This is a genomic window from Orenia metallireducens (assembly GCF_001693735.1).
Classification (GTDB): domain Bacteria; phylum Bacillota; class Halanaerobiia; order Halobacteroidales; family Halobacteroidaceae; genus Orenia; species Orenia metallireducens.
In genome coordinates this window covers 485830-506547 of sequence record NZ_LWDV01000009.1, presented here as the reverse complement: position 1 = coordinate 506547, position 20718 = coordinate 485830, and the positions used below count along the sequence as shown (strand labels likewise).

Sequence of the window (20718 nt, the reverse complement as noted above, 5' to 3'; positions counted from 1 at the left end):
ACTTAATATAGTGAGCGAAAATATCTAAATAGGCTTATTAAATCTGTTTATAAAAAATAATTTAAAAGAGTAATGAATATTTATTATAAGAAAGGAGGGAATCTTGTTGAAAAGAGCTATAGTTGTGTTTGTTGAAGATAAAAGACCACTTAAGTTACAACTCCAAGGTCTATATACCTCATATAAGTATATAAGCTCTAAAGATACAGATTTAGTTGTATTTGGGACGAAGGAGGCTCTAGAATGGGTGCCAGATGATTGTATTAAAGTAGAGTATAATATTTTAAGTGAACCTGATGTATTTTTGAATTATCGCTTTATCAATTCAATTAGTTGTTTAGTTGGTAGCCAAGCTGATTTTTTAGATAAATATGACTTGATTTTGAGAACAGATGCTGATACTTTTTTGACTCCTGCTTGGGATTCTTTTTACCCTGATTTATATACAGTTGGGCAAGGGGGATATGCCAATAATGATGAAGTTAGAGAGAACATTAAAAGAGTAGCTGACTATTTTGAGCTTAGGCACCAAGGGATTCATAACCTAGGCTCAACCCATTATGGAAATGCCAGATTAGTAAGAGAGGTTTCTAAATTGGCTTTATCAATATCAGAGTATTTATTGGCAACTGAATTTAAAGATACTGAAGGTGCATGGCCTGGATGGTATAGTGGGGTAACAACTATGTATAGTTGTGAAATTGCAGTCAATCACCTTGTAGAAAAATTTATAGTTGATGGAACAAAGCTCGACTATGGTAGTGCTGCAACTGATTCAATTGCTACCCATCCCCATATCCATTGCTGGCATACTGATAGTATGTTCTCTAAATTTCAATTCGAAGCAGGTAACTATGATCATTTATCTACTGAAAATCTTGATATTGATAAGGTTCATAATTATTGTTTATATATGGCACTTAAATCACAAGAAAATAAGTAAAAGCCACAGGTTAAACCTGTGGCTTTTACTTATTTAGTAGGTATTGAAATTTCTTCTGCTAAATAGACTATATATCTATTAACAAAATCATTATCAACTGTAAAAATAGTATCAAAGGAATTTAAAAACTTTAGTAAGTTAATTGGAGCAATATTCTGGTAATAGAATTTAATTTTTGTAGTTTCAACGATTTTTGAATCTAGAATCTCCTTAACTTCAGCAGATATTTGATCTGTTAAAAAGTATCCCTTAGGTATCCAGATATAAAGTTCTTCTTGATCGATATTATCCAAAATTGAAATTAACTTCTCTTTCCATTTGGATTTATGATTATTCCAGTCAGCGACTAAAAGTAATCTCTCTTCTTGATTTTTATCTATTATAGGGGGCTCTATTCCATTAAATTCTCTTATCTTTGTAGGGAAGTAATGTTCATCTTTACTATAATTAATATTATCTATTATATCTTCTCTAGATTGGTATTCTCCATGGGGTTGTAAGTTCCATTTCATTGATAATTTTGGATGATTTGAACTCAAAGCACAATTAAGCTCATGGACTTGCTGATTAAAGGTTACCGTTCCTAGATGGTAGACAAAGGAGCTACCTGTTATAGCTATCTTATACCCTGCAATTACTGTTCTAAGGGATAGATCATCATCATCACAGAGTCCTATACCAAACCAGAAATCATTGCCTCCAATCTTATCAATAACCTCTCGTTTAAAGACAAGGCAAGCTCCTATTACTCTTAAGGGATAGCTTATCTTTTGTTTATTATTTTTCATAAATTCTTTAGCAAAATCACTTATCTCTTCTTGAGAATTAAGTTTAACACCTACATTTTGAGAGCTACAAGCATAAGATAAGTAGGGTGCTGCTACTCCGATATCCTCCTTCTTTTCCAATATATCGACTAAGCCATCAAACCAATCTGCTGGGAAGATTAGATCATTATTTAAGATAGTTACCATTTTACCTCTACACTTAGCCAATCCTAGATTAATTCCTACTGGATACCCCATATTCTCTTCTAAATTAAGGGAAATGATTTCAATAGAGTAATTTGTATAGTCTCTTTGTAACTTTTTAATACCATCACTTGTATTATCAGTTGATCCATTATTAACAATGATCAATTCAATACCTTTAGCTTTATATTTGTTATTTATGGAGTTTATTAAAGTATCAATAGCCTGTTTAGACATTTCCCAGTTATTATAACATAAGATGACGAAACTATAATAAGGCACCTTCTTACCTCCTTTTATTCTTCTAATAAAGGTTCTAATTGATTCTTCCAAATCCATTGTGGACTATAGCGTTGTCTAACCATAGTTTTAGAGTGGATAAGCTGATTTTGTCTCATTAGATTTACTATAATCTCTGAATGTTCTTGATAATAGGCTACTTCTGAAGGCTTATAATTCTCTTTTGTATCAAAACCAAAATTACGAGCATCCCATCTCATAAAGTAAGCGTTTAATTTTTTGCCTAACTCCTCTAATGCTGGAACACCTTCATTTAGAACTAAAAAGTTACCTCTACTTGCTGCTTCTAAAACTGTTAAACCGAAGGATTCAGAATAGGAAGGACAGACAAATAAATTAGATAACGTAAAGAGCTCTAAAACGGTTTTTCGGGGTATACCATGGGGATAACCAATATCAGAGGTAAAGAAGATATCATCTTCTTTAAGACCAAATTTAATCCCCGTTTTTTTGATAATTACTTTATATGCTTTAGGTTCAATATCAGCAGATTTAAAATCACAAAAGATTATTTTAACACTTTTTTCAGTTTGAGTTTTCATTGCGCCTGCAAAGGCAGCAACCTTTTCAAATCTCTTACCTGTTGTTAATCTACCAGGATATATCATTAGAATATCAGGTGAAAAGAGATTAGTCTTTTCAGCAATAAGCTTGGTTTCTTCACTCATATCTTCAAGTAGATTCAAACTATTATTGACGACTCGACACTTTCCTTCAGGTAGGTTATATTGTTGAGCAAGGGCAGGGATACCAGAATAAGTGGGATATATATAGATAGTATTAGGCATTGGAGTATAACGAGCTGAAAAAGGTTTTTGTATGTTCGGTGGTCGATTAACAGGAAAGGAATGGGTAAAAGCAATAAATTTTAGATTAGGTAATTCTTTTTGTGCTTTTCTAACTGCAACATTATGAATAAGATGCCAACCTTGATAATGAATATCATGCATGATACAAACATCTACATCTGCTAATTTATTTACTAAATCTTTGGCAATTACTTCCGCTTCATCAAAAAAGGTATTATGTACCTCTCCTTTAGCTTGAGAATAATCATACCAATGAATTTGTTCACCATTATAGGTATTTGTTATTTTAATCCATTCAATCTTCTCATCAGCAAAAATACCATGGCGACTGTTATCAGGACAATGTTCACTAACAAGTACTTTAGTATCAATGTTGTTATTAAGTAACATCTTTAATTGTTCTGCTACTATATTAACTAGAGAATAGGTTCGGTCAAGTCCATTAAACATTGTCAAAATAGCTACTTTCATAGATAACTCCCCCTTTTTAATTTTTACTTATATAATATGTATATTTCAACAATAAGCCAATATATCTAAATTAGTAAAATATAAGGGCATGTTTATAAACATACCCTTATATTTATAAAATTAATGATCATTATCCTTGAGCTCCACAAGGCTGGGGATTAATATTTACTGAATTTCCTGCGAATTCAAATTCTGCTTGATAAACTATATCTTCTTCATCAAAGTTACCAGGACAAGATTCTCCAGGACAGTAGATTGTTATAGTCCCTTCATCATCTTCCTCAGGAACTTCAGTTAAAGTTATAAGGAAGTTACATAACTCACCATTCCACTCTCCTAATCCTCTAATCTCTGCTGTATCATCAGTTGGACAGGTTACTGAACATAACTCTCCTACATTAAAAGGACTACCTCCTACTTGTTGATATATAAGAGAATTGTCTCCTTCTTCATATTCGATTTGACTACCATTAACCATACAACCTGTACAGACCTCTACTTGCAAACTACAATCACATGGGCAACCATCTCCAATAATAACATCACATTCATCAATTGTTGCTCCAGGAGCCGTAGTTACTTGACAGAAACATACTCTATCAGGGGCTGCAGTAGTAGTTGAAGTAGTACTAGTTGTAGAAGTAGTAGTTGTAGTAGTTGTAGTAGTTGTAGTAGTTGTAGTAGTTGTAGTAGTTGTAGTAGATGTTGTACTAGTAGTTGTTGTAGAAGTAGTAGTAGACGTTGTAGTTGTTGTAGTAACTGGACATGGAGCGCAAGCAAATACAAGTTCACCAGTTACATTCCAAACAGCATCTCCACAGCTAAGTCCTACTCTAGTTGCTTCTACATTATCAACATCAACTACTCTAAGGTTTTCACAACTAGCATTTAGCCCAAAGCATACAGCAGTAGGCTCAGGGATACAGATAGTACCTTCACAGCATACAGGAGCTTGAGAACCAGTCTCAGGTGCCGAATCACTAGCTACACAAATACCACCTATAAATTTAATACAACCTTCAATCAAGATTTCAGTTATAGCTATATCTCCAAAACCTGTATCAATTCTACATATCTGTTCAGTACATTCAATGCAATCTTCATCAAAATAAGCAGCCAAGTCAAAGTTTTCTTCAATATACTCTGCTACATTCGCTACAGTTAAAGGTTCTACTGGAGCTGAGAAACCATCTGGAATTACTAAAGTACAACAGAATTCTATAGTTTCAAGTTCTTGACACAACTCTAAATCACCAATTTCGTCAGGGCATCCTTCTGGACAGCCAGGACATTCACATTCTTGTTGAATTATTAATCTATCCTCTGTCATTTCATCTTACCTCCTTATTATATTTTTAAAATAAAAGTGTGGGAAATTCCCCACACTTTTAAAATTATTAAGAATTTGCTACACAAGGGCCGCAAGCAAATACAAGTTCACCAGTTACATTCCAAACAGCATCTCCACAGCTAAGTCCTACTCTAGTTGCTTCTACATTATCAACATCAACTACTCTAAGGTTTTCACAACTAGCATCAACGCCTCCAAAGCATACAGCAGTAGGCTCAGGGACACAAATAGTACCTTCACAACATACAGGAGCTTGAGAACCAGTCTCAGGTGCCGAATCACTAGCTACACAAATACCACCTATAAACTTAATACAACCTTTAATCAAGATTTCAGTTACAGCTATATCTCCAAAAGTAGTGTTAATCCTACATTCTAAAGGAGTACATTCAAAACAGTCTTCATCAAAGTAAGCAGCCAAGTCAAAGTTCTCTTCAATATACTCTGCTACATTCGCTACAGTTAAAGGTTCTACTGGAGCTGAGAAACCATCTGGAATTACTAAAGTGCAACAGAATTCTATAGTTTCAAGTTCTTGACACAACTCTAAATCACCAATTTCGTCAGGGCATCCTTCTGGACAGCCAGGACATTCACAATCAATTTGTTGAAGTATTACTTTCTCATCAGCCATATTTTCTTCACCTCCTTTCAAAGGATTCTCTTTTTGTATTTTCTTAAGGGCAATTTCAATAATAGATTCTTGTTGGTTTAGTAGTTCTTCTTTTAGTGCCTTAACTTCTATCTTTAATTCTTTTAATTCATCTGTTATTGCAGGGTTATTTAGTTTTTCCTCAATGATATTTTCAATATCTATCTTATTCATAATTTCATTATCTTCAAGTATCTGCCTAACCTGTTCAGTTAAATTATCTACTTTAGTTAGATTTGCAATGTAATTATCTTCTGTTAAATCAACAATATCTGTTTCTTGATCTGATAAATCTAATTCAACTTTCTTATTCTTAACTAACTTTTCATCCATTAGAAATTTTACCTCCTTTCTTAATTTATTTCCTATTAAATTATGTAAAAAATCTTGTAGCTCTCCTAATTGCCTATTGTCCATATTAAATAACTCAATAGTCACATCAACCAAGGTAGTAAAATCCATAGATAATCCCCTTTCATATTAAAGTTGATAGCTTATAATATTCAGAGAACTACCCAAGTGGTACATCTAAAATATAGCTATTTTAACATTAAATGTTGTTAATTTAGATTAGCAGTGATTAATCATTGATTTTTTGCGATTATTTGTTATTATAGTATGAACTTGACTTTAAATCTGTGAAGAATATAATTCTATTTATGTTAATAAATAAGAGGATTACTTTTCTTTACCCACTCCATTCACATAATATGTATTAGATAAATAGGTGTGAGTGATTAACAAAAAATATATTACTTCGCCATTTATATACTTTGTTTAACTAAGTAAGGTTTGATTAAGAGGTATTTAAAATATATAATCTAAATTAATAGATAATAAACTTTAAAGGAGGTTAAAATGAAGGTAAGAATAAAGAAGTTATTAATAACAGGGTTTATCTTTACAGGAGTTACTATAGGAGGGTTACTTCTAATTTCTATAATCAGAAAAATACCTATTACATTAATAAAGCTAAGTGATACATTATTTAGTGAGTTTTTAATTTTGATTGCTTTAGCATCCTTTTTAATTATTAGAGATGAGCTTTTATTTAAAATTAAAGAAAATAGGAAAAAAGAAGTTAAGAAAGAGGAAGATAAGAGAAGAAGTTTAAATAGCGGATTAGAGTTAATTATTATCGGATTGCCAATAGTAATAGTGAGTATTTTAATTACCCTAATTTAATTAACTGGTTATAATTTGATTAATTTGTGATAATTGTAGAAATTTTAGACTAAATATTAATCAAATTTGTATTATAAAACGATATATGTTATAATAAGTTGATATTTTCTAGTTGATAATTTAATCAAGATAAGTATAGAATAATTTCTTGAAGAGGAAGGAGGAAAATTGTGGCTCGTAAAGCAAAAGTAAATAAGGCAAATAGAAAGCCTAAATTTTCTACAAGACAAGAACACAGATGTCGTAAGTGTGGACGACCTCATGGTGTTATCCGTAAATTTGAATTATGTAGACTTTGTTTTAGAGAACTAGCTCATGAAGGTAAATTACCAGGAGTTAAGAAAGCTAGTTGGTAAATCTATGAAAGGCCTCCTGATAAAGGAGGTCTTTTCTATGTCAAATTAATTTTAAGGGAGATGAAAGCAGATGAACAAGGAACCAAATCTACTCTTAGCTTTAACTGTAATTGCAGTAAGTGTTTTAATCTTAAGTGTAGGGATTTTAGGGTTGAAAGTAGCACCCCAGATTCCATTATTATTCTCTACAGCTATAGTTGCTTTAGTTGCATTATATCTAGGTTATTCATGGAAGGAGATACAGGATAGTATCATCAAAGGAATCAATATCGGCTTGCCTTCTATCTTGATTTTAATGGTCGTTGGAACTGTGATTGGAACCTGGATTTTAAGTGGGACAGTACAGACTATGATTTATTATGGCTTGAATCTATTATCGCCAAAGATATTCTTAGTAGCTACAGTATTAATCTGCGGGATTGTATCTTTAGCTACAGGTAGCTCTTGGACAACTGTTGGAACTGTAGGTGTTGCTTTGATTGGTATTGCTCAAAGTTTGGATATCCCATTATCTATAACTACAGGGGCAATCGTCTCTGGTGCTTTTTTTGGAGATAAGATGTCTCCATTATCTGATACTACCAATTTGGCTCCAGCTGTAGCCGAGAGTACTTTATTTGAACATATTAAACATATGTTTTATACTGTAACTCCTAGTCTAATTATATCTTTAATTTTGTATTGGGTGATAGGTGCTAAGTATACAACAGGAATAATCGATGCCAATAAGATTAATCTCATTTTAAATAATCTAGATAAATCTTTTTATATTAGCCCAGTCTTATTGATTCCACCAATCTTAGTAGTCTTTTTAGCTATACAGAAATGCCCTGCTTTACCTACTTTGCTTTTAGCTACATTATTAGGTGGAATATTTGGAATGGTATTCCAAGGAGCTAGTCTAACAGAAGTGATTAATGTTATGCACTATGGCTATCAGAGTCAAAGTGGGGTAGAGTTTATTGATAAGCTCTTAACTAGAGGTGGATTACATAATATGCTCTGGTCGGTCTCTTTGATCTTAATCTCTCTTTCCTTTGGAGGGGTACTTGATAAGACTAAGGTACTAAAGGTGATTTTAAAGAAGATATCCACTATGGTAAAGAGCCAAGGAAACCTTGTCCTAGTTACTGTATTAACCTGTTTAGGGGTAAATGTTCTGTTAGCAGACCAATATCTATCCATTATCTTACCAGGGAAGATGTATGCTAATGCTTATAAAAAATTGAACTTACATCCTAAGAATCTCTCTAGAGTATTAGAGGATTCAGGGACATTATTTAATGCTATAGTACCCTGGGGATTGAGTGGAGCTTTTATAGCTAATACCTTAAATGTAACTGTATTAGAATATCTACCTTATTCATTCTTATGTCTAATTACACCAATCATCTCTATTATTTATGCTTATACTGGCTTTACTATGGAAAAAGTAAATAAGTAGTAATTTTAAAAAGAGCAGGTTACCTGCTCTTTTGTTATTTAAGGCTAAATTTTAGCGAAATTATTTTTACTTAAGCTTAGTCTTAAACTTATTTAGTTATTTTTTTAAAATCCTCGATACTGATTCCATTTGTCCAGACCAAGAAGGAAAAATAAAAGAGGCTACTCATTAGAATGGAAGTACCTAAACTTAAGATAGGATTAGAAGAGATATAATTAACGATCTGATAAATTTGTCTTAGTGTTAAGAAGACTATAGTATTTGCCAATATTGGTTTAATAAACAGATGATTAATAGGAAGCTTTAATTTTACAAATTTAGAGATTGATTTGAAATTCAGAAAAGCAATGATTAAATATCTAATACCAATTGCTAGAGTAATTATCTGAAAGGCAAGGGTAGAGGGGAAATAAACAATAGAATAAATCAGCCCCAACTCTGCTAGCAATCCAATAACAGAGTTCTTTACCACTAGATTTGGTTCACCTAAACCTTGTAATATCCCTCCAGAAATTTGTGATAAGTATAAGAAGATAGCTGGAATTGCTATTATTCTTAAAACATCTCCACTCTGAGGATGATTAAAGAAGAGATCACAGATTTCATTAGGAACTATAAAGAGAATACTGACAGCCAGTAGTCCAAAATAGAAGGTCAGTCTAATAGCTTCTTGAGCTCTCTTTCTAATAGCATGTTTATTATTTTGGGCTAAAGATTCAGAGATTGCTGGAACGAGATTAGAGCTTAAGGATATAGTAATAATAGTAGGTAAATAGACAAGTTGCAAGACCATCCCTGACAATTGCCCATATAAAGATGTAGCTTCAGAGACACTATAACCAATCTGTTGTAATTTCCCTGGAATTGTCATTGCCTCTATAGTATACATTAATGAAGCTACTATCTTACCAATAGTAATAGGTATACCGAATTTCATCAAGTTTTTAAGAATAGTCATTGTAGATTCAGCTTTTCTGTTATCTCTATATTTACGTAGCTGAGGTAAGTAATATATAAAGATAACTGCTAGAGTTAATAGCCCTACAAATTCTCCTGCTGATGTTCCAATTGCTGGTGCTAGAGTTTTAGATTTTAAAGAGTTATCCATTAACTTTAATAATAGTAATAAAGTGATAGTCATTCTAGCTATCTGTTCGATAATTTGTGAAATGGCTGTTGGTGTCATAACTCTTAAACCTTGAAAGAAACCTCTTAAGATTGATGAGATACTAACAAAAAATAGGGCAGGTGTAATTGCTAAAAGGATATGATTTGTTCTATTATCATTTAATAAATTATTTGCAATAAAATCTGTATTTTTAACAAATAAAGATACTAATAATACACTACTACCTATTACGATTATTAATGAAATCTTAAACATCTTCAAGGCATTCCGATATCTATTTTGAGCAACCTCCTCAGACACGAATTTAGAGATTGCCACAGGCAAGCCTAGAGTGGTAATTATAGAACAGGTTACAAAGATAGGAAAGACCATCTGAAATAGTCCTAATCCTTCATCACCAATTATCCTAACTAATATGATTCTTAGGATAAATCCTAAAACTCTATTCAAAAGACCTGCTATCATTAGGATAAAAGCACCTTTAATTAATGAATGTTGCTTTATTATAATCACTCCTTTATTAAGATATAATATAGTTTATTAAGATAGTGATTATAATTATTACTTTTTCTATTAAGAAATATCGGAGGTGATTAAGAATAATTATAAATAATTTAAGAGGATTAAGCAAATCTCTGTGGAATACCTTATAAGGGAGGTGAGGAGGTTGCTTAAGAGAACAATCATAATCACATTAATATTTATCTTAATTACTATTCCTGTCCTAGCTAAAGAAGAAGAACCTTTACCCAAAAAGGGGCTTAGTCCTGATTCTCCTTTTTATTTTTTAGATAAGACAGGAGAGAGTATAGCTTACCTATTTGCTTCTAAGGAGAGTAAGGTTAAATTAAAGTTTAGAAACTCTTATGAGAGGTTGTTAGAGGCAAAGGATATGTTTAAAAAGGATAAGAATGACAAGGCTGAAGAATTATTCAAAGAAGCCTTACAGGATTTTTCAGAAGGTCTTAAATTATCTAAAGAACATGTGGTTAATAGCGAGGAATTTAAGAAGATTAAAGTAGAAATAAACAATACAATAAAAGAGATAACTAACTTAATAGCTGAACAGAATTTATCGGTTGAAGGCTTAAAAGAGAAGGTTAATAACTTCTTTAATTGAGTAAACATTAAACTAAATTCTAATAATTAACTGTAAAAAGGTAGCCTATATAGGTTACCTTTTTAGCCATTATTAACAGTTGATAATAGTAACGAAATTACTTTCTCTCAAATATATTGGATTAAGTAGTATTTATTAAGGGGGAGGAGGTATGAAAGAAAGCGAAATAGAACATATAATTAGAGTTGCTAAAAATTTAAAGGCTAAACGGGATAAGAATCAAATAACAGCTTTTGAAGAAGCTGAACTCAAAGAGATATATAAATTATTAATAGTTAAAGATAAAGAGAGAGACAGAGTTGAATAACTCCGTCTCTTTTAATGATAAATTATTTTTTTTGTTTAGGTTTAAAAGTTACACATTGAGTAGAGTGGGAATTAGAGGATGGAGCAGGCTTATCAAGTCTACCAGCCTCCATATCTTCCATTTTAGTTCCAAATTCAGTATTACTTACTTGAATTCTGTCTGCTGTACAGATATCTCCCTCTCCGTAATAATGGCAATTACTTACATTACAAGCTACTTCGATACATTTCATAGTTGCCATAAAATCACCTCCTAATATTATGATGTTCAATTACTAGCTTTTTATACTGGAAATGTATTTGCTCTTAAGATAAAGGGTAATCTAAAATAAGAGTAGTAGTAATAAAATACAATAGAGGTGATAGTATGGACACAGACTTTGAAAACATTATAGATGATTATGAAAAATTAATGGATCAACAATTTAATTTATTACAAGATATGATAAACCTATCTGACTACGTAATTTATCAAGAATATCAAGATTTACAACTGTTACAGACAGGGAGTAAACTATTAAATAAGATGATAGAGGTTAATAAACTAAATATCGAATTAATCAATAACTTTCCAGATGAGGAAGAGGTTAAGTTTATTATAGAGCAGTATCAGAACTATCAATTAAATCCTATCTATAAGATAGAGGAAGAGATTAAGAATCTAGAGATTATTTTAGAAGATATCATGACAGTTAGTGAAAATTATAACGATGTTGATGAAGACTTCTTAGTAGATACAATGGAAACTATAGTAATGATAGCAACTTATAATCTTCGAGATTATGAAAATACTCTAAAGGATGCTTTTCATAAGATGTGATTTATAGCTCTGGTAGTTGTTCAACAGCACGTTTACGTTCTTCTTTATCGGTATGGGTATAGATTTGGGTTGTAGAGATACTGCTATGACCCAATAATTCTTGTAAAATCCTCAAATCTTTTGTCTGTTTATAGAGCATAGAAGCGAAAGTATGACGCAGCTTATGAGGAGTTACATCATCGGCGTTTTTAACTCCAGCAAGTTTAGCATATTTCTTAACCATCATCTGAACTGTCCGTACATTGATTCTATTCCCACGGTTAGATAAGAATAAGGCTTGTATGGCATCTTGATTATTGGTTTCGATTTGAGCTCTATCTGGCAAGTAATTTTTTATAGCTGAGATAACTTCTTGGTGCAACGGAACATAACGCTCTTTATTACCTTTACCATAAAACTTAATAGATTTATCTTCATAGTTGATGTCATCAAGGTTTAAGTTTACCAATTCAGAGATACGTAATCCACAGTATAGAAACATCTTATTAATGGCTAAATCACGACTTTGGGCTTTAGATTTATAATTTTCTATGGCTTTTAGATAATCTTGAATATCAGTTCCTTTTAAATAAACTGGTTCAGATTTCAAATTTACTTTAGTAGCATCTATTGATAGGCTGGGATTGTAGGTTAATAGATTTCTTTTAACCAGAAAATTAAAGAAGGAGCGTAAACTATATAATTTTCGATTACGAGTAGCAGCTGAATTGTCGTTGATTAAGATAATATCACTTAAAAATTCCGCTAATTGGAATTGGTTGATTTCATCTATAGTTAATTTATCAATATTGTAATCGAATTCATTTTTAAGGTATCTAGCAAATAGATTTAAGTCTGATTGATATTCTTTGATGGTTAATTCTGAATAACCACGTTCAGCTATCAAATATTTGATAAAACTCTTAACAGCTTGTTTATATTTTAAGTTTTGTTGCAAAGTTTTTGCACCTCCAAGTTAATTAGATTGCTTTGTATATTTAAATTATAATATTTTTAGAGATATAATTCAAATTATCACGTTATCAATAGTGTTTTCTATCATTATTTCGTAAAATTCACATTTTGCGAAATAATGATAGTGTATAATACTGCCCTTTCCCTAATCACACATATCCTTCTCTACAATTTAACTCTGCTAATCAAAAACTTTATTGAAAAAATCTATTCTTTAACACACTAAAGTGCAGACCTCTAAAATCGATAATTATAATCATTTGCTTAATAATCTCCTTTACTTGTAATCAACCAACTTCACATCTACAGAATAAACAATAACCCCACCTAAAAAATAAAAGGTTCAACAACGAACTTTGTGATTAATGCCTATTTTATATAAGTTGAACTAATAATTTTTATAAAAGATATAAATCAAAATCTTTTTTGACGCAGACTAAAATCTGACTAAGATCTGATTTAAAACCTTTTATTATTTCATTTCTTATTTTTTAGTCCGCTTTTGTCTGCGTAAATCTGCGTCTAATAATTCTTTTGATTTTAAATTATTTTCACAAAAGTCGTGGAAGAACCAAATAAAATAATAATTCAATAGGATCAAAAGTCGCTCCCAGCACTATTTTTGCTATTTTATTTTATGAAAGAGATTAAAGCCAATTCTACATATGACAATCCAGATTTCATCTCCTTTACCTCCAATAGTTCAATATCATAAAATCAAAGCTCTCACCAAAATTGGCAAGAGCCTCTTAGTTCTATCTTACTTACTCCTCATCATAAATGATATCATCTATCTCAATTGCACTAAAATCTGCTTCGATATCTATGCAGTCCATACAGTTATTACACTCTTTACTTCTATCTAAATTACAGATCAAGCACTCACCACAATCATTGCAAATTTTATTCTCCAAAACACACTCTTCCACTGACATTTAAGTACCTCCTGTTTAGTCTACTATTATAATCTCTAGTTTAACATATAGCAGATAAGAAATAAAGTAGACTTTATATTTTTCTATCCTCAGCTATTATCTCCATTATCTTTAACTTCTATAAGCTTTGATTGAAGAGCTTTTGTAGGACATCTCTGTATACAATGTCCTTCGCCTAAACATTTAGCAGGAACTAACAATTTAGCCTTATAACCAGAAGGAGTGTTAACCATCATCAGTATTTCTTGACCACAAGCTTTAACGCAAGCAGCACAGCCGATACATTTATCCCAGTTGACCTCTGAAATATAAGTTAAAGTATACTCCTCCCCACTTTTCATTCTTCCTGTATAATAATCTGTCATTTTGACCCCCTGTTTGGTAAATGCAGTTATTATACTAATATATTAAAGAAAGGCTAAATATGTGAATTGATTTAAAGAAGAAATCGGGCCATTTTCTACAATCATTAATGAAAAAGGCTAATCCATTATAGATTAGCCCAACAGATAATATTTAATCATTAATTATCATTAATAATTTACCACTCGCTAGTTTTATTCTAGCCGGACTTGCTATAACAATATTACTTAAACCTAAAGTATCCCCTTGTTTAAAGGTGGCATTCTCTAATCCATACTTAAAACCTTCTAAATAAACCCCTGTTACCTCATTACTTAAAGGTAATAAGGAGAGAGTCTTATTTACTTCATTTATCAGAATTTTCTCTTTACATACCAACTCTATTCTTTCTTTAGGACTGACGAATCTAATTTTAGTATCAAACTCAGCAAAAAATTCCAATAGATAAAGATTGGCTAAAGTATGGTCTAAACGTCCACCAAGTCCTGCAAAGATAATAATCTCTTTAGCACCCAATGTAACTAATTGTTCCAAAATAAGTTGAGTATCGGTCTTATCTTTAGCTATAGGATATTTATCAAATTCGACCTGCTGATTTTGATAATGCTCTAAAGCTTCAGAAGAGATTGAATCTAAATCACCTAAAATCAAATTAGGAAGAATCCCTAATCTATAAGCATGATTTGCACCTCCATCGGCACAGACCACCTTATCAGTTTTCTTAATGTAATTTAAATAAAAGTCATCCTCACCAATCAACTCTCCATTAATAAATAGGATTACTCGTTCCATTATTCTACTTCTTGAATCTTATTTATAGTAGCCAAGGAGGTATTTTCTAACCCTTTACTCAACAATGCCATAGCTATTATCGTTATTATGATTTGAGGAATCATATAGGTTGCATTATATCCTAAAGAATAGACCCAAACATCTATACCTTCAGGAGCATACTCGCCAAAGAAGACTACCCCTGAAATCACATGAGCTAAAAATCTAAAGCTAGCTCCTAATACCGTAGCCATAGCTATTAAGATAGACCTAACTTTAAAAGAACCCTTAGAAAATAGGTTAGAGACCAACCCAGCAAGACCTACCAACCCATAAGCTAAAGGGTAATCAAGAACTGCCTGCAGAGGATAATAGATACTAGCTCCCAATAATAGCTGTAATAGTCCATATGTACTACCTAAAAAAGCTCCCTCTTTCCACCCCCAGCGTAAAGCAATAAATATAATTGGAATCATCTCTAAGGTTACAGAACCACCTTGTGGCATTTCATAAAGTTTTAAAAAATTTAAGATAGTAGCTAAAGCCAAGGCAACACCCAACTCTGTTAACTTTCTAATCTGCATATTTTTCATGATATCATCCTTTCTATATTAAGTGAAATTATCTATAAAAAAACCACTCCCTTTAAGAGAGTGGTTACAATAGCATCTTAGTCTTCCACTTCCCTACGCAGGCATTATCCCAATCAGGTTAAGGGTTAGAGTAGTACTCTTCTCAGCCTATAGGCACCCCTAGTGTTTCTATTTGATTTTATTAACACATCATCAAGCCAAAGATAATTATAACAGATTATAGAGAAAACTGCAATAAAATCACCTTCATAGTTAGTAAGTTGAATGGTCAAATTAGAACTGTTATCTTATTTATATTGAAAAGTATCTGTAATATGTTAAAATATTAGTATAGTCCTTGATAAGAGGTTAGATATCATATCTGTTTTGGATTAAAATTAGATTAAGGAGGGATATTAATGAACATAGAGTTAGTAATAGGTATTTCTTTTGTTCTAATGGTTTTAGCACAAGGAATAATATTGTTGAAGAATTCAAAACCTAATAACAAAAGAGATTCACAAGAAGTGCTGAATTTATTCTTTAGATTTATCTCTAATAGTTCTTTATATGTTGTAGCTCTATTAATCTTTACGACCTCTAAGAACCCACAGGAATTAACAAGCATTAATTTTACTAATTTACAGAGCCTTACTTTAGGACAAGTAACTATCTTAATTATGTTAGTTATTGATTTAGCTATTATCTTAGCTGTCATCAAAAATCTCTTTACAAAGGTATCTAAGAAGAAGGAAGATAGTATCTTTATTGATATGATTGACCAAAATAAAGCTAGAAAGATTTAAGCTAAAGAAAAAGAGTAGCGATTATCGCTACTCTTTAATTATCTTTAAAGAAATTAATTCTCTTATTATTAATTATAATTAATAATAAGACTATTATGATTAAGTTTAACCATCCAAAAAAATTTCCGAATTTATAATAAAAGGTTTCTTTACGCTCTGGGATAGGAAGATTAAAGGTAAAGGTGTTGGTCTTAAATATCTCTGTTCTTACCAAGATTTCACCACGATGATTTACTACCCCGCTAATCCCTATATTACCAACCTTAACGACAGGTGTCCTATTCTCAACTGCTCTAAAGATAGCTGCTTGTAAGACCTGTAATGGAGCATGACTCTTACCAAACCAAGCTTCATTAGAGATATTAACCATAAAATCATTCTGCTGATATAGCTTTTTAATATAAAAGGGATTTAATATCTCTGAGCAGATAGGACTAACCCAAGTAACCCCTTTTAAATTAAAGGCAACTAGCTTATTACCTGGAGTGATATGATTCAAGGTTGTTTCAATGATATCTGGTATCAATTTAGGGAAAGGAACATATTCCCCCCAAGGAACAAGTTTAACCTTACTGTAGCGCTGGACTATATCCCTACTTTTATTGACTAGAAAAGCACTGTTTAAATAATTACCATTCTCCTTAATATGTCCACCGATAAATAAGGGGTTATCCCTATAAAAGACATAAGGAAACTTTCTATTCTCATAATACCCCCTCAAGATAGCAGTTTCAGGCCAAATCATCAAATCAGGATTACCTTTAGCTAACTCTTCTGAGGTTAAATTTAATATTTTACTGATAACTTCACCTTGTTTATCTCTACTTAACTTCATCTCTTGAGGTATATTAGGTTGCATAATACCTACTGCAAACTCTTTTTTAGCAACTACCTCTTCTTTTAATAAAGCATTACCATAAGTAAATAATAAGGCAAAGATTAAAACCCCTATAATTAAATATTTAACCTCTCTCTTTTTCAAAGAAACATAGAGTAAAGTGTTAACAAGTATTATAATAAAAGTAACTAAATATACTCCACCATACTGAGCCAACTGAATCAGCTGTGGAATAAAAGCTTGTGAATAACCAAGGAAGGCAAACAAGAACTGGAAGGAGAAGATAGTTCTTAAAAACTCTACTCCAGTCCAGACTAGAGGTGTTATGATTAGTATAGATACCTTCCCTCTTAAATTATTCCAGACCACAGCAAATAAGCCAAAGTATAGACTGATAATCGATATTGCAATAACAAATATTAATATTGATACTATCAAAGGGTATTTACTAAAATTAGCTACAGAAATCAATAGCCAATAGCTACTAATAGCTAAGAAGGTCATCCCAGTTGTCCAGCCTAATTTAAAAGAAGATTTACTCTCACTCCTCTCTAAAGCAAATAAGAGTGGAATTAATCCCACCCAAGCTAGTAATGCTAAACTAGGAAATTTAAAGGGAATTCCTAATAATAGTCCGGCAAAGATAGCTAACAAATAATTTTCCATAGTACTCTTCCTCTCTATAATCAATCCAATCTAATAAATAACTAAATTAGATATTAATAAGGCTACAGGTTAAAGCCTGTAGCTGAAAAATTAAACATTTAGAACTACTTTTCCTCCAAAACATCACTAAGGTTAATAGCTTTAACTATAGATAATGCCAATAATCCTCCTGCCAAAGCTGTAAGTAATTGAGGTACCTGCATTAAAGTGGCTATCTTAGGTGGTACATTTACCAAGAAATTAACAGCTGAAGCTAATATACCATACTTACTTAATGCAGCTAGACCAATCCCTAAGTATTTATTCTTCTTTGCTAGGAAATGATAGATTAAGACCCATAGTAGATTACTAATAATAATAAATGGAATCATTACTGCTAAAGGTGGTGGTAATATACCTCTAACTAAAGCTATCCAAGGGGTTAGAGCCCCAATTAATAGACCACTTTCTAACCCAACCAAGATTGTAGCCAATAGTAACATCATATTTACCAAAGGACCTGTTATATAAGCAGGAAACCCTAAAGCCTGGACTACCAAAGTCAAGGCTAATAAGATTGCAGTTCTAGTCAACCATTTTGTGTATTTCATCTTAACAACCTCCCTTCTAAAGAGCTTTGAGAATTAAACTTAATAAATGATAATACCTTAAATTAAGGAATTCACTTATCTTATTATTCTTGAATAAGGCTTATTCTCCTCTTTTGAGGGATTATTATAATAATTAATATTAATTATTATAATAATAAAATAACCATACCTCTTTAGTATGAATTTTTTATTAAATTATAAATAGATTATAAAAGGACATCCTTTAGGATGCCCTTTTCTCAGAGAATATTTACTTCTTTTTTAAATCAGCAAAGATATGATTTCCAATTGTAATCTTAGGAGTTGTATTCTCAAAAATCCAACTAGCAGTAGCTTTAACAGGATTATAATAGTATAAAGCTCCACCAGTAGGATCCCATCCTTTAAGAGCATAATCTACTGCTTGATATGCTGTCTTATCAGGGGTCAAATGAATCTGTCCATCTAATACAGCAGAGAAAGCATAAGCCTTCCCATCTGGTCTTTCCATAATAACACCTTTAACTGTATTAGGAAATTCAGGACTTAAGACTCTATTGATTATGACAGAAGCTACTGCAACTTGTCCTTCAAAAGGTTCCCCTCTAGATTCAGAATAAACCCCTTTAGCCAACCAATCAAATTCCTCTGGTGTTACATCCAAGCGTTGGGCTGAAGAAGAGCCATTTTGGATATTGGGTTCTTCCTGAACAGCAGACTGGTATGAATCATTTAAAATCTCTGAAGAATCACCCTTATTTGATAAGAAGGAGAAGAAGAATAACATTAGTAATCCTTTAAAAACAGACATAATTCCCTTATTACCTGTTAATCCTGCCAATCCTCCTTCAGCAGCAAAAACAGGACTAATCAGGACAAACCCTGATAGCATTGGGAAGATTAAAGTAAATATGAGTATATATATAATTAAATTGTTATATTTTTTTCTTTTCTGCATGGCTCTAACCCTTTCTAAGTATCTGATTTTATTTTAGGTTCTATTTACTAGAGTTAATATTAGATTAATAACCTATGAGGAATAAACGCAAATTAATAGTAATTATATATTTTATACTTATATAAGTTTTTATATAAGATTAATTAATTTCATAACTTGCACTTATATTTTCTCTTATTTTAAAGTGATTTGCAAAGGTAAATCTTTGTAAATTTAATAGCAAAGATTCTTTCTTATTCTTCATTTTTATTTACTGTAAAGCCAGATAAGACCCATTCTATACCTCTAAAGGTTCCTTGGTGGAACAACAATTCCATATGAGTAGCATTAACTGCTAATCTAAAACCGAAATTAGGAGTATTAAAATAGCTAACATTGAAGTTATCACCTATAGAATCTTTCCATTCGCCATAAGGTATCGAGGAGGATATACTCACAAAACCAGCTCCTGCTGAATCTGTAGCATCAGGGTCTGTTTCTAAGTTAAAGGGCATACTCTTATCTATCCCTCCTACAACTCCCCACTTCTTATTAGAGCTAGCTAGATTTAACCTCTGCCAAGATTTATTGAGATTATTTAAAAATGAACTACCTTTCTTTAAATCTATCAATTGTCCTACAAGCTCTACTGAAGTATCTACACCTTCATTAGGAGTTCCTACTGTTAATATCTTATGAACCGAATCCCAATTATCTTGATTTAAGGTCATATACCTTCTAGAAACAAGACCTCCCATACTATGGGCAACGATAATCACCTTATCTTTCCCAGTTAACTCTTTGATTAGATTGATCATTTTTTCAACCCTTAAAGCATATAAGTTTAAATCACCACCAAGAGCTTCCTCCATAGGATTTAGAGTATAATATGATATCCCCCACAGAGTATAATCTTTCTTCTTACCATCATAATTATGGTAAATTTTATCTCTTGATATAAACCTCATCTCATAATAATCAGGGGTAATAACCTCCATACTCTGCTTCCAAAAATCTATATTGGCACCTATCCCATGGACAAAAATAAGGGGATAATCAACACTCCTTTCTTTAGTATAGAATTCTCGCCAAAATTTTTGATTGGAATAACCTTGATGTTCAGCTGCTAATAGATTGTTAGAAAGCAGCATTAAAAATATTATAGATATTACAGATACTTTTCTAGACATAAGCTTTTTTCTCCTTATTCTTAAGCTTTAATTTAATCATACCACAAAAAGAAAGAGAAACCTAAAACAATTATTCCCACTAGTCTTCTCTTGAATGATTTTTGATTAGATGACTTACTTGAGTTTACTTAAAATAAAACCAACCTTATCTATAGAATGATTAAAATCACTATTATTCTCCTTTAAGTACCATTGGTAAGCTCTAGTTAATCCCTCTTTTAAATCAGTTTCAGGAACAGATAAATTATCCTCTTCCAACC

Annotated in this window: 24 protein-coding genes and 1 riboswitch; of the genes, 8 read left to right on the top strand and 16 right to left on the bottom strand. The window is 31.7% G+C overall.

The features are described from left to right. Positions 1–106 precede the first annotated feature (106 nt). Positions 107–943 (top strand): DUF7164 domain-containing protein, encoded by an 837-nt coding sequence (locus U472_RS10475; RefSeq protein WP_068718229.1) that lies wholly within the window; start codon positions 107–109, stop codon positions 941–943. Positions 944–972: 29 nt separating this feature from the next. On the opposite strand, the gene U472_RS10470 is transcribed toward U472_RS10475, so the two are convergent. The 4 genes from U472_RS10470 to U472_RS10455 form a co-directional block, all read right to left on the bottom strand. Continuing rightward, the gene (locus tag U472_RS10470) at positions 973–2196 is read right to left on the bottom strand and encodes a glycosyltransferase (protein WP_068718227.1); all 1224 of its coding nucleotides are present in this window, start codon (positions 2194–2196) and stop codon (positions 973–975) included. 14 nt (positions 2197–2210) lie between these two features. Beyond that, a complete protein-coding gene (locus tag U472_RS10465) occupies positions 2211–3494 on the bottom strand; it encodes a glycosyltransferase (RefSeq protein ID WP_068718225.1) in 1284 nt (427 codons plus the stop codon). 130 nt (positions 3495–3624) lie between these two features. Continuing rightward, entirely contained in the window at positions 3625–4824 is a 1200-nt protein-coding gene (locus U472_RS16305) for a hypothetical protein (RefSeq protein WP_083189864.1), read from the bottom strand. 67 nt (positions 4825–4891) lie between these two features. Next, complete coding sequence (locus tag U472_RS10455) at positions 4892–5959, bottom strand: hypothetical protein (RefSeq protein ID WP_068718223.1); 1068 nt, start codon at positions 5957–5959, stop codon at positions 4892–4894. Positions 5960–6355: 396 nt separating this feature from the next. On the opposite strand from U472_RS10455, the gene U472_RS10450 reads away from it, so the two are divergent. The 3 genes from U472_RS10450 (at position 6356) to nhaC (ending at position 8482) form a co-directional block, all read left to right on the top strand. Further along, positions 6356–6682 carry a hypothetical protein gene (locus U472_RS10450; RefSeq protein WP_068718221.1) on the top strand — a complete coding sequence of 109 codons (327 nt, stop codon included), beginning with the start codon at positions 6356–6358 and terminating at the stop codon, positions 6680–6682. A 170-nt stretch (positions 6683–6852) separates the two neighbouring features. After that, complete coding sequence (locus U472_RS10445) at positions 6853–7038, top strand: type Z 30S ribosomal protein S14 (protein WP_068718219.1); 186 nt, start codon at positions 6853–6855, stop codon at positions 7036–7038. A gap of 70 nt (positions 7039–7108) precedes the next feature. After that, positions 7109–8482 carry a Na+/H+ antiporter NhaC gene (nhaC, locus tag U472_RS10440; RefSeq protein WP_068718217.1) on the top strand — a complete coding sequence of 458 codons (1374 nt, stop codon included), beginning with the start codon at positions 7109–7111 and terminating at the stop codon, positions 8480–8482. A gap of 88 nt (positions 8483–8570) precedes the next feature. Here nhaC and spoVB read toward each other — a convergent pair whose 3' ends face one another. Further along, on the bottom strand, positions 8571–10124 hold the full coding sequence (gene spoVB / locus U472_RS10435) for a stage V sporulation protein B (protein ID WP_281201097.1): 1554 nt from the start codon (positions 10122–10124) through the stop codon (positions 8571–8573). A 154-nt stretch (positions 10125–10278) separates the two neighbouring features. Here spoVB and U472_RS10430 point away from each other — a divergent pair, with 154 nt between their 5' ends. Both U472_RS10430 and U472_RS16850 read left to right on the top strand, forming a co-directional pair. Then, positions 10279–10731 (top strand): DUF5667 domain-containing protein, encoded by a 453-nt coding sequence (locus U472_RS10430; protein WP_068718213.1) that lies wholly within the window; start codon positions 10279–10281, stop codon positions 10729–10731. Between the two features lie 151 nt (positions 10732–10882). Next, the gene (locus U472_RS16850) at positions 10883–11038 is read left to right on the top strand and encodes a hypothetical protein (RefSeq protein ID WP_176714149.1); all 156 of its coding nucleotides are present in this window, start codon (positions 10883–10885) and stop codon (positions 11036–11038) included. Positions 11039–11060: 22 nt separating this feature from the next. On the opposite strand, the gene U472_RS10425 is transcribed toward U472_RS16850, so the two are convergent. Beyond that, entirely contained in the window at positions 11061–11279 is a 219-nt protein-coding gene (locus U472_RS10425) for a DUF1540 domain-containing protein (protein ID WP_068718211.1), read from the bottom strand. 125 nt (positions 11280–11404) lie between these two features. Here U472_RS10425 and U472_RS10420 point away from each other — a divergent pair, with 125 nt between their 5' ends. Continuing rightward, positions 11405–11857, top strand: a complete 453-nt coding sequence (locus U472_RS10420) for a hypothetical protein (RefSeq protein WP_068718210.1) — start codon at positions 11405–11407, stop codon at positions 11855–11857. Position 11858: 1 nt separating this feature from the next. Here the strand turns inward: U472_RS10420 and U472_RS10415 are convergent, their stop codons facing one another. The 5 genes from U472_RS10415 to thiT form a co-directional block, all read right to left on the bottom strand. After that, positions 11859–12794, bottom strand: coding sequence for a tyrosine recombinase XerC (locus U472_RS10415; protein WP_068718207.1), 936 nt, complete (start codon positions 12792–12794; stop codon positions 11859–11861). 781 nt (positions 12795–13575) lie between these two features. Next, positions 13576–13746, bottom strand: coding sequence for a hypothetical protein (locus U472_RS16845; RefSeq protein ID WP_176714148.1), 171 nt, complete (start codon positions 13744–13746; stop codon positions 13576–13578). A gap of 89 nt (positions 13747–13835) precedes the next feature. Beyond that, complete coding sequence (locus U472_RS10410) at positions 13836–14111, bottom strand: 4Fe-4S dicluster domain-containing protein (RefSeq protein WP_068718205.1); 276 nt, start codon at positions 14109–14111, stop codon at positions 13836–13838. Between the two features lie 151 nt (positions 14112–14262). Further along, positions 14263–14901: a thiamine diphosphokinase gene (locus U472_RS10405; RefSeq protein WP_068718203.1), complete on the bottom strand. Its 639-nt coding sequence runs from the start codon at positions 14899–14901 to the stop codon at positions 14263–14265. Then, positions 14901–15473 (bottom strand): energy-coupled thiamine transporter ThiT, encoded by a 573-nt coding sequence (gene thiT, locus U472_RS10400; RefSeq protein WP_176714147.1) that lies wholly within the window; start codon positions 15471–15473, stop codon positions 14901–14903. Before thiT ends, U472_RS10405 begins: the two co-directional genes overlap by 1 nt. 73 nt (positions 15474–15546) lie before the next feature. Continuing rightward, a riboswitch (TPP riboswitch) is annotated at positions 15547–15644 on the bottom strand. Between the two features lie 227 nt (positions 15645–15871). Here thiT and U472_RS10395 point away from each other — a divergent pair. After that, positions 15872–16258: a hypothetical protein gene (locus U472_RS10395; RefSeq protein WP_068718199.1), complete on the top strand. Its 387-nt coding sequence runs from the start codon at positions 15872–15874 to the stop codon at positions 16256–16258. A gap of 34 nt (positions 16259–16292) precedes the next feature. Here the strand turns inward: U472_RS10395 and lnt are convergent, their stop codons facing one another. The 5 genes from lnt to U472_RS16840 form a co-directional block, all read right to left on the bottom strand. Beyond that, complete coding sequence (gene lnt, locus U472_RS10390; protein WP_068718197.1) at positions 16293–17762, bottom strand: apolipoprotein N-acyltransferase; 1470 nt, start codon at positions 17760–17762, stop codon at positions 16293–16295. Positions 17763–17866: 104 nt separating this feature from the next. Continuing rightward, the gene (locus U472_RS10385; protein WP_068718195.1) at positions 17867–18352 is read right to left on the bottom strand and encodes an ECF transporter S component; all 486 of its coding nucleotides are present in this window, start codon (positions 18350–18352) and stop codon (positions 17867–17869) included. A 250-nt stretch (positions 18353–18602) separates the two neighbouring features. Beyond that, a complete protein-coding gene (locus U472_RS17575; RefSeq protein ID WP_068718193.1) occupies positions 18603–19289 on the bottom strand; it encodes a cell wall hydrolase in 687 nt (228 codons plus the stop codon). A 233-nt stretch (positions 19290–19522) separates the two neighbouring features. After that, the gene (locus U472_RS10375) at positions 19523–20458 is read right to left on the bottom strand and encodes an alpha/beta fold hydrolase (protein ID WP_068718191.1); all 936 of its coding nucleotides are present in this window, start codon (positions 20456–20458) and stop codon (positions 19523–19525) included. A gap of 114 nt (positions 20459–20572) precedes the next feature. Continuing rightward, on the bottom strand, positions 20573–20716 hold the full coding sequence (locus U472_RS16840; protein WP_176714146.1) for a hypothetical protein: 144 nt from the start codon (positions 20714–20716) through the stop codon (positions 20573–20575). Between the last annotated feature and the right edge of the window lie 2 nt (positions 20717–20718).

Coding starts and splice junctions, on each gene's coding strand:
- U472_RS10405 (WP_068718203.1), bottom strand. CDS start 14,901: ATGGAACGAGTAATCCTATTTATTAATGGAGAGTTGATTGGTGAGGAT.
- U472_RS10425 (WP_068718211.1), bottom strand. CDS start 11,279: ATGGCAACTATGAAATGTATCGAAGTAGCTTGTAATGTAAGTAATTGC.
- U472_RS10375 (WP_068718191.1), bottom strand. CDS start 20,458: ATGTCTAGAAAAGTATCTGTAATATCTATAATATTTTTAATGCTGCTT.
- lnt (WP_068718197.1), bottom strand. CDS start 17,762: ATGGAAAATTATTTGTTAGCTATCTTTGCCGGACTATTATTAGGAATT.
- U472_RS10395 (WP_068718199.1), top strand. CDS start 15,872: ATGAACATAGAGTTAGTAATAGGTATTTCTTTTGTTCTAATGGTTTTA.
- U472_RS10420 (WP_068718210.1), top strand. CDS start 11,405: ATGGACACAGACTTTGAAAACATTATAGATGATTATGAAAAATTAATG.
- U472_RS17575 (WP_068718193.1), bottom strand. CDS start 19,289: ATGCAGAAAAGAAAAAAATATAACAATTTAATTATATATATACTCATA.
- U472_RS16305 (WP_083189864.1), bottom strand. CDS start 4,824: ATGACAGAGGATAGATTAATAATTCAACAAGAATGTGAATGTCCTGGC.
- U472_RS10385 (WP_068718195.1), bottom strand. CDS start 18,352: ATGAAATACACAAAATGGTTGACTAGAACTGCAATCTTATTAGCCTTG.
- U472_RS10450 (WP_068718221.1), top strand. CDS start 6,356: ATGAAGGTAAGAATAAAGAAGTTATTAATAACAGGGTTTATCTTTACA.
- U472_RS10455 (WP_068718223.1), bottom strand. CDS start 5,959: ATGGATTTTACTACCTTGGTTGATGTGACTATTGAGTTATTTAATATG.
- U472_RS10410 (WP_068718205.1), bottom strand. CDS start 14,111: ATGACAGATTATTATACAGGAAGAATGAAAAGTGGGGAGGAGTATACT.
- U472_RS10465 (WP_068718225.1), bottom strand. CDS start 3,494: ATGAAAGTAGCTATTTTGACAATGTTTAATGGACTTGACCGAACCTAT.
- U472_RS16850 (WP_176714149.1), top strand. CDS start 10,883: ATGAAAGAAAGCGAAATAGAACATATAATTAGAGTTGCTAAAAATTTA.
- nhaC (WP_068718217.1), top strand. CDS start 7,109: ATGAACAAGGAACCAAATCTACTCTTAGCTTTAACTGTAATTGCAGTA.
- U472_RS16845 (WP_176714148.1), bottom strand. CDS start 13,746: ATGTCAGTGGAAGAGTGTGTTTTGGAGAATAAAATTTGCAATGATTGT.
- thiT (WP_176714147.1), bottom strand. CDS start 15,473: ATGAAAAATATGCAGATTAGAAAGTTAACAGAGTTGGGTGTTGCCTTG.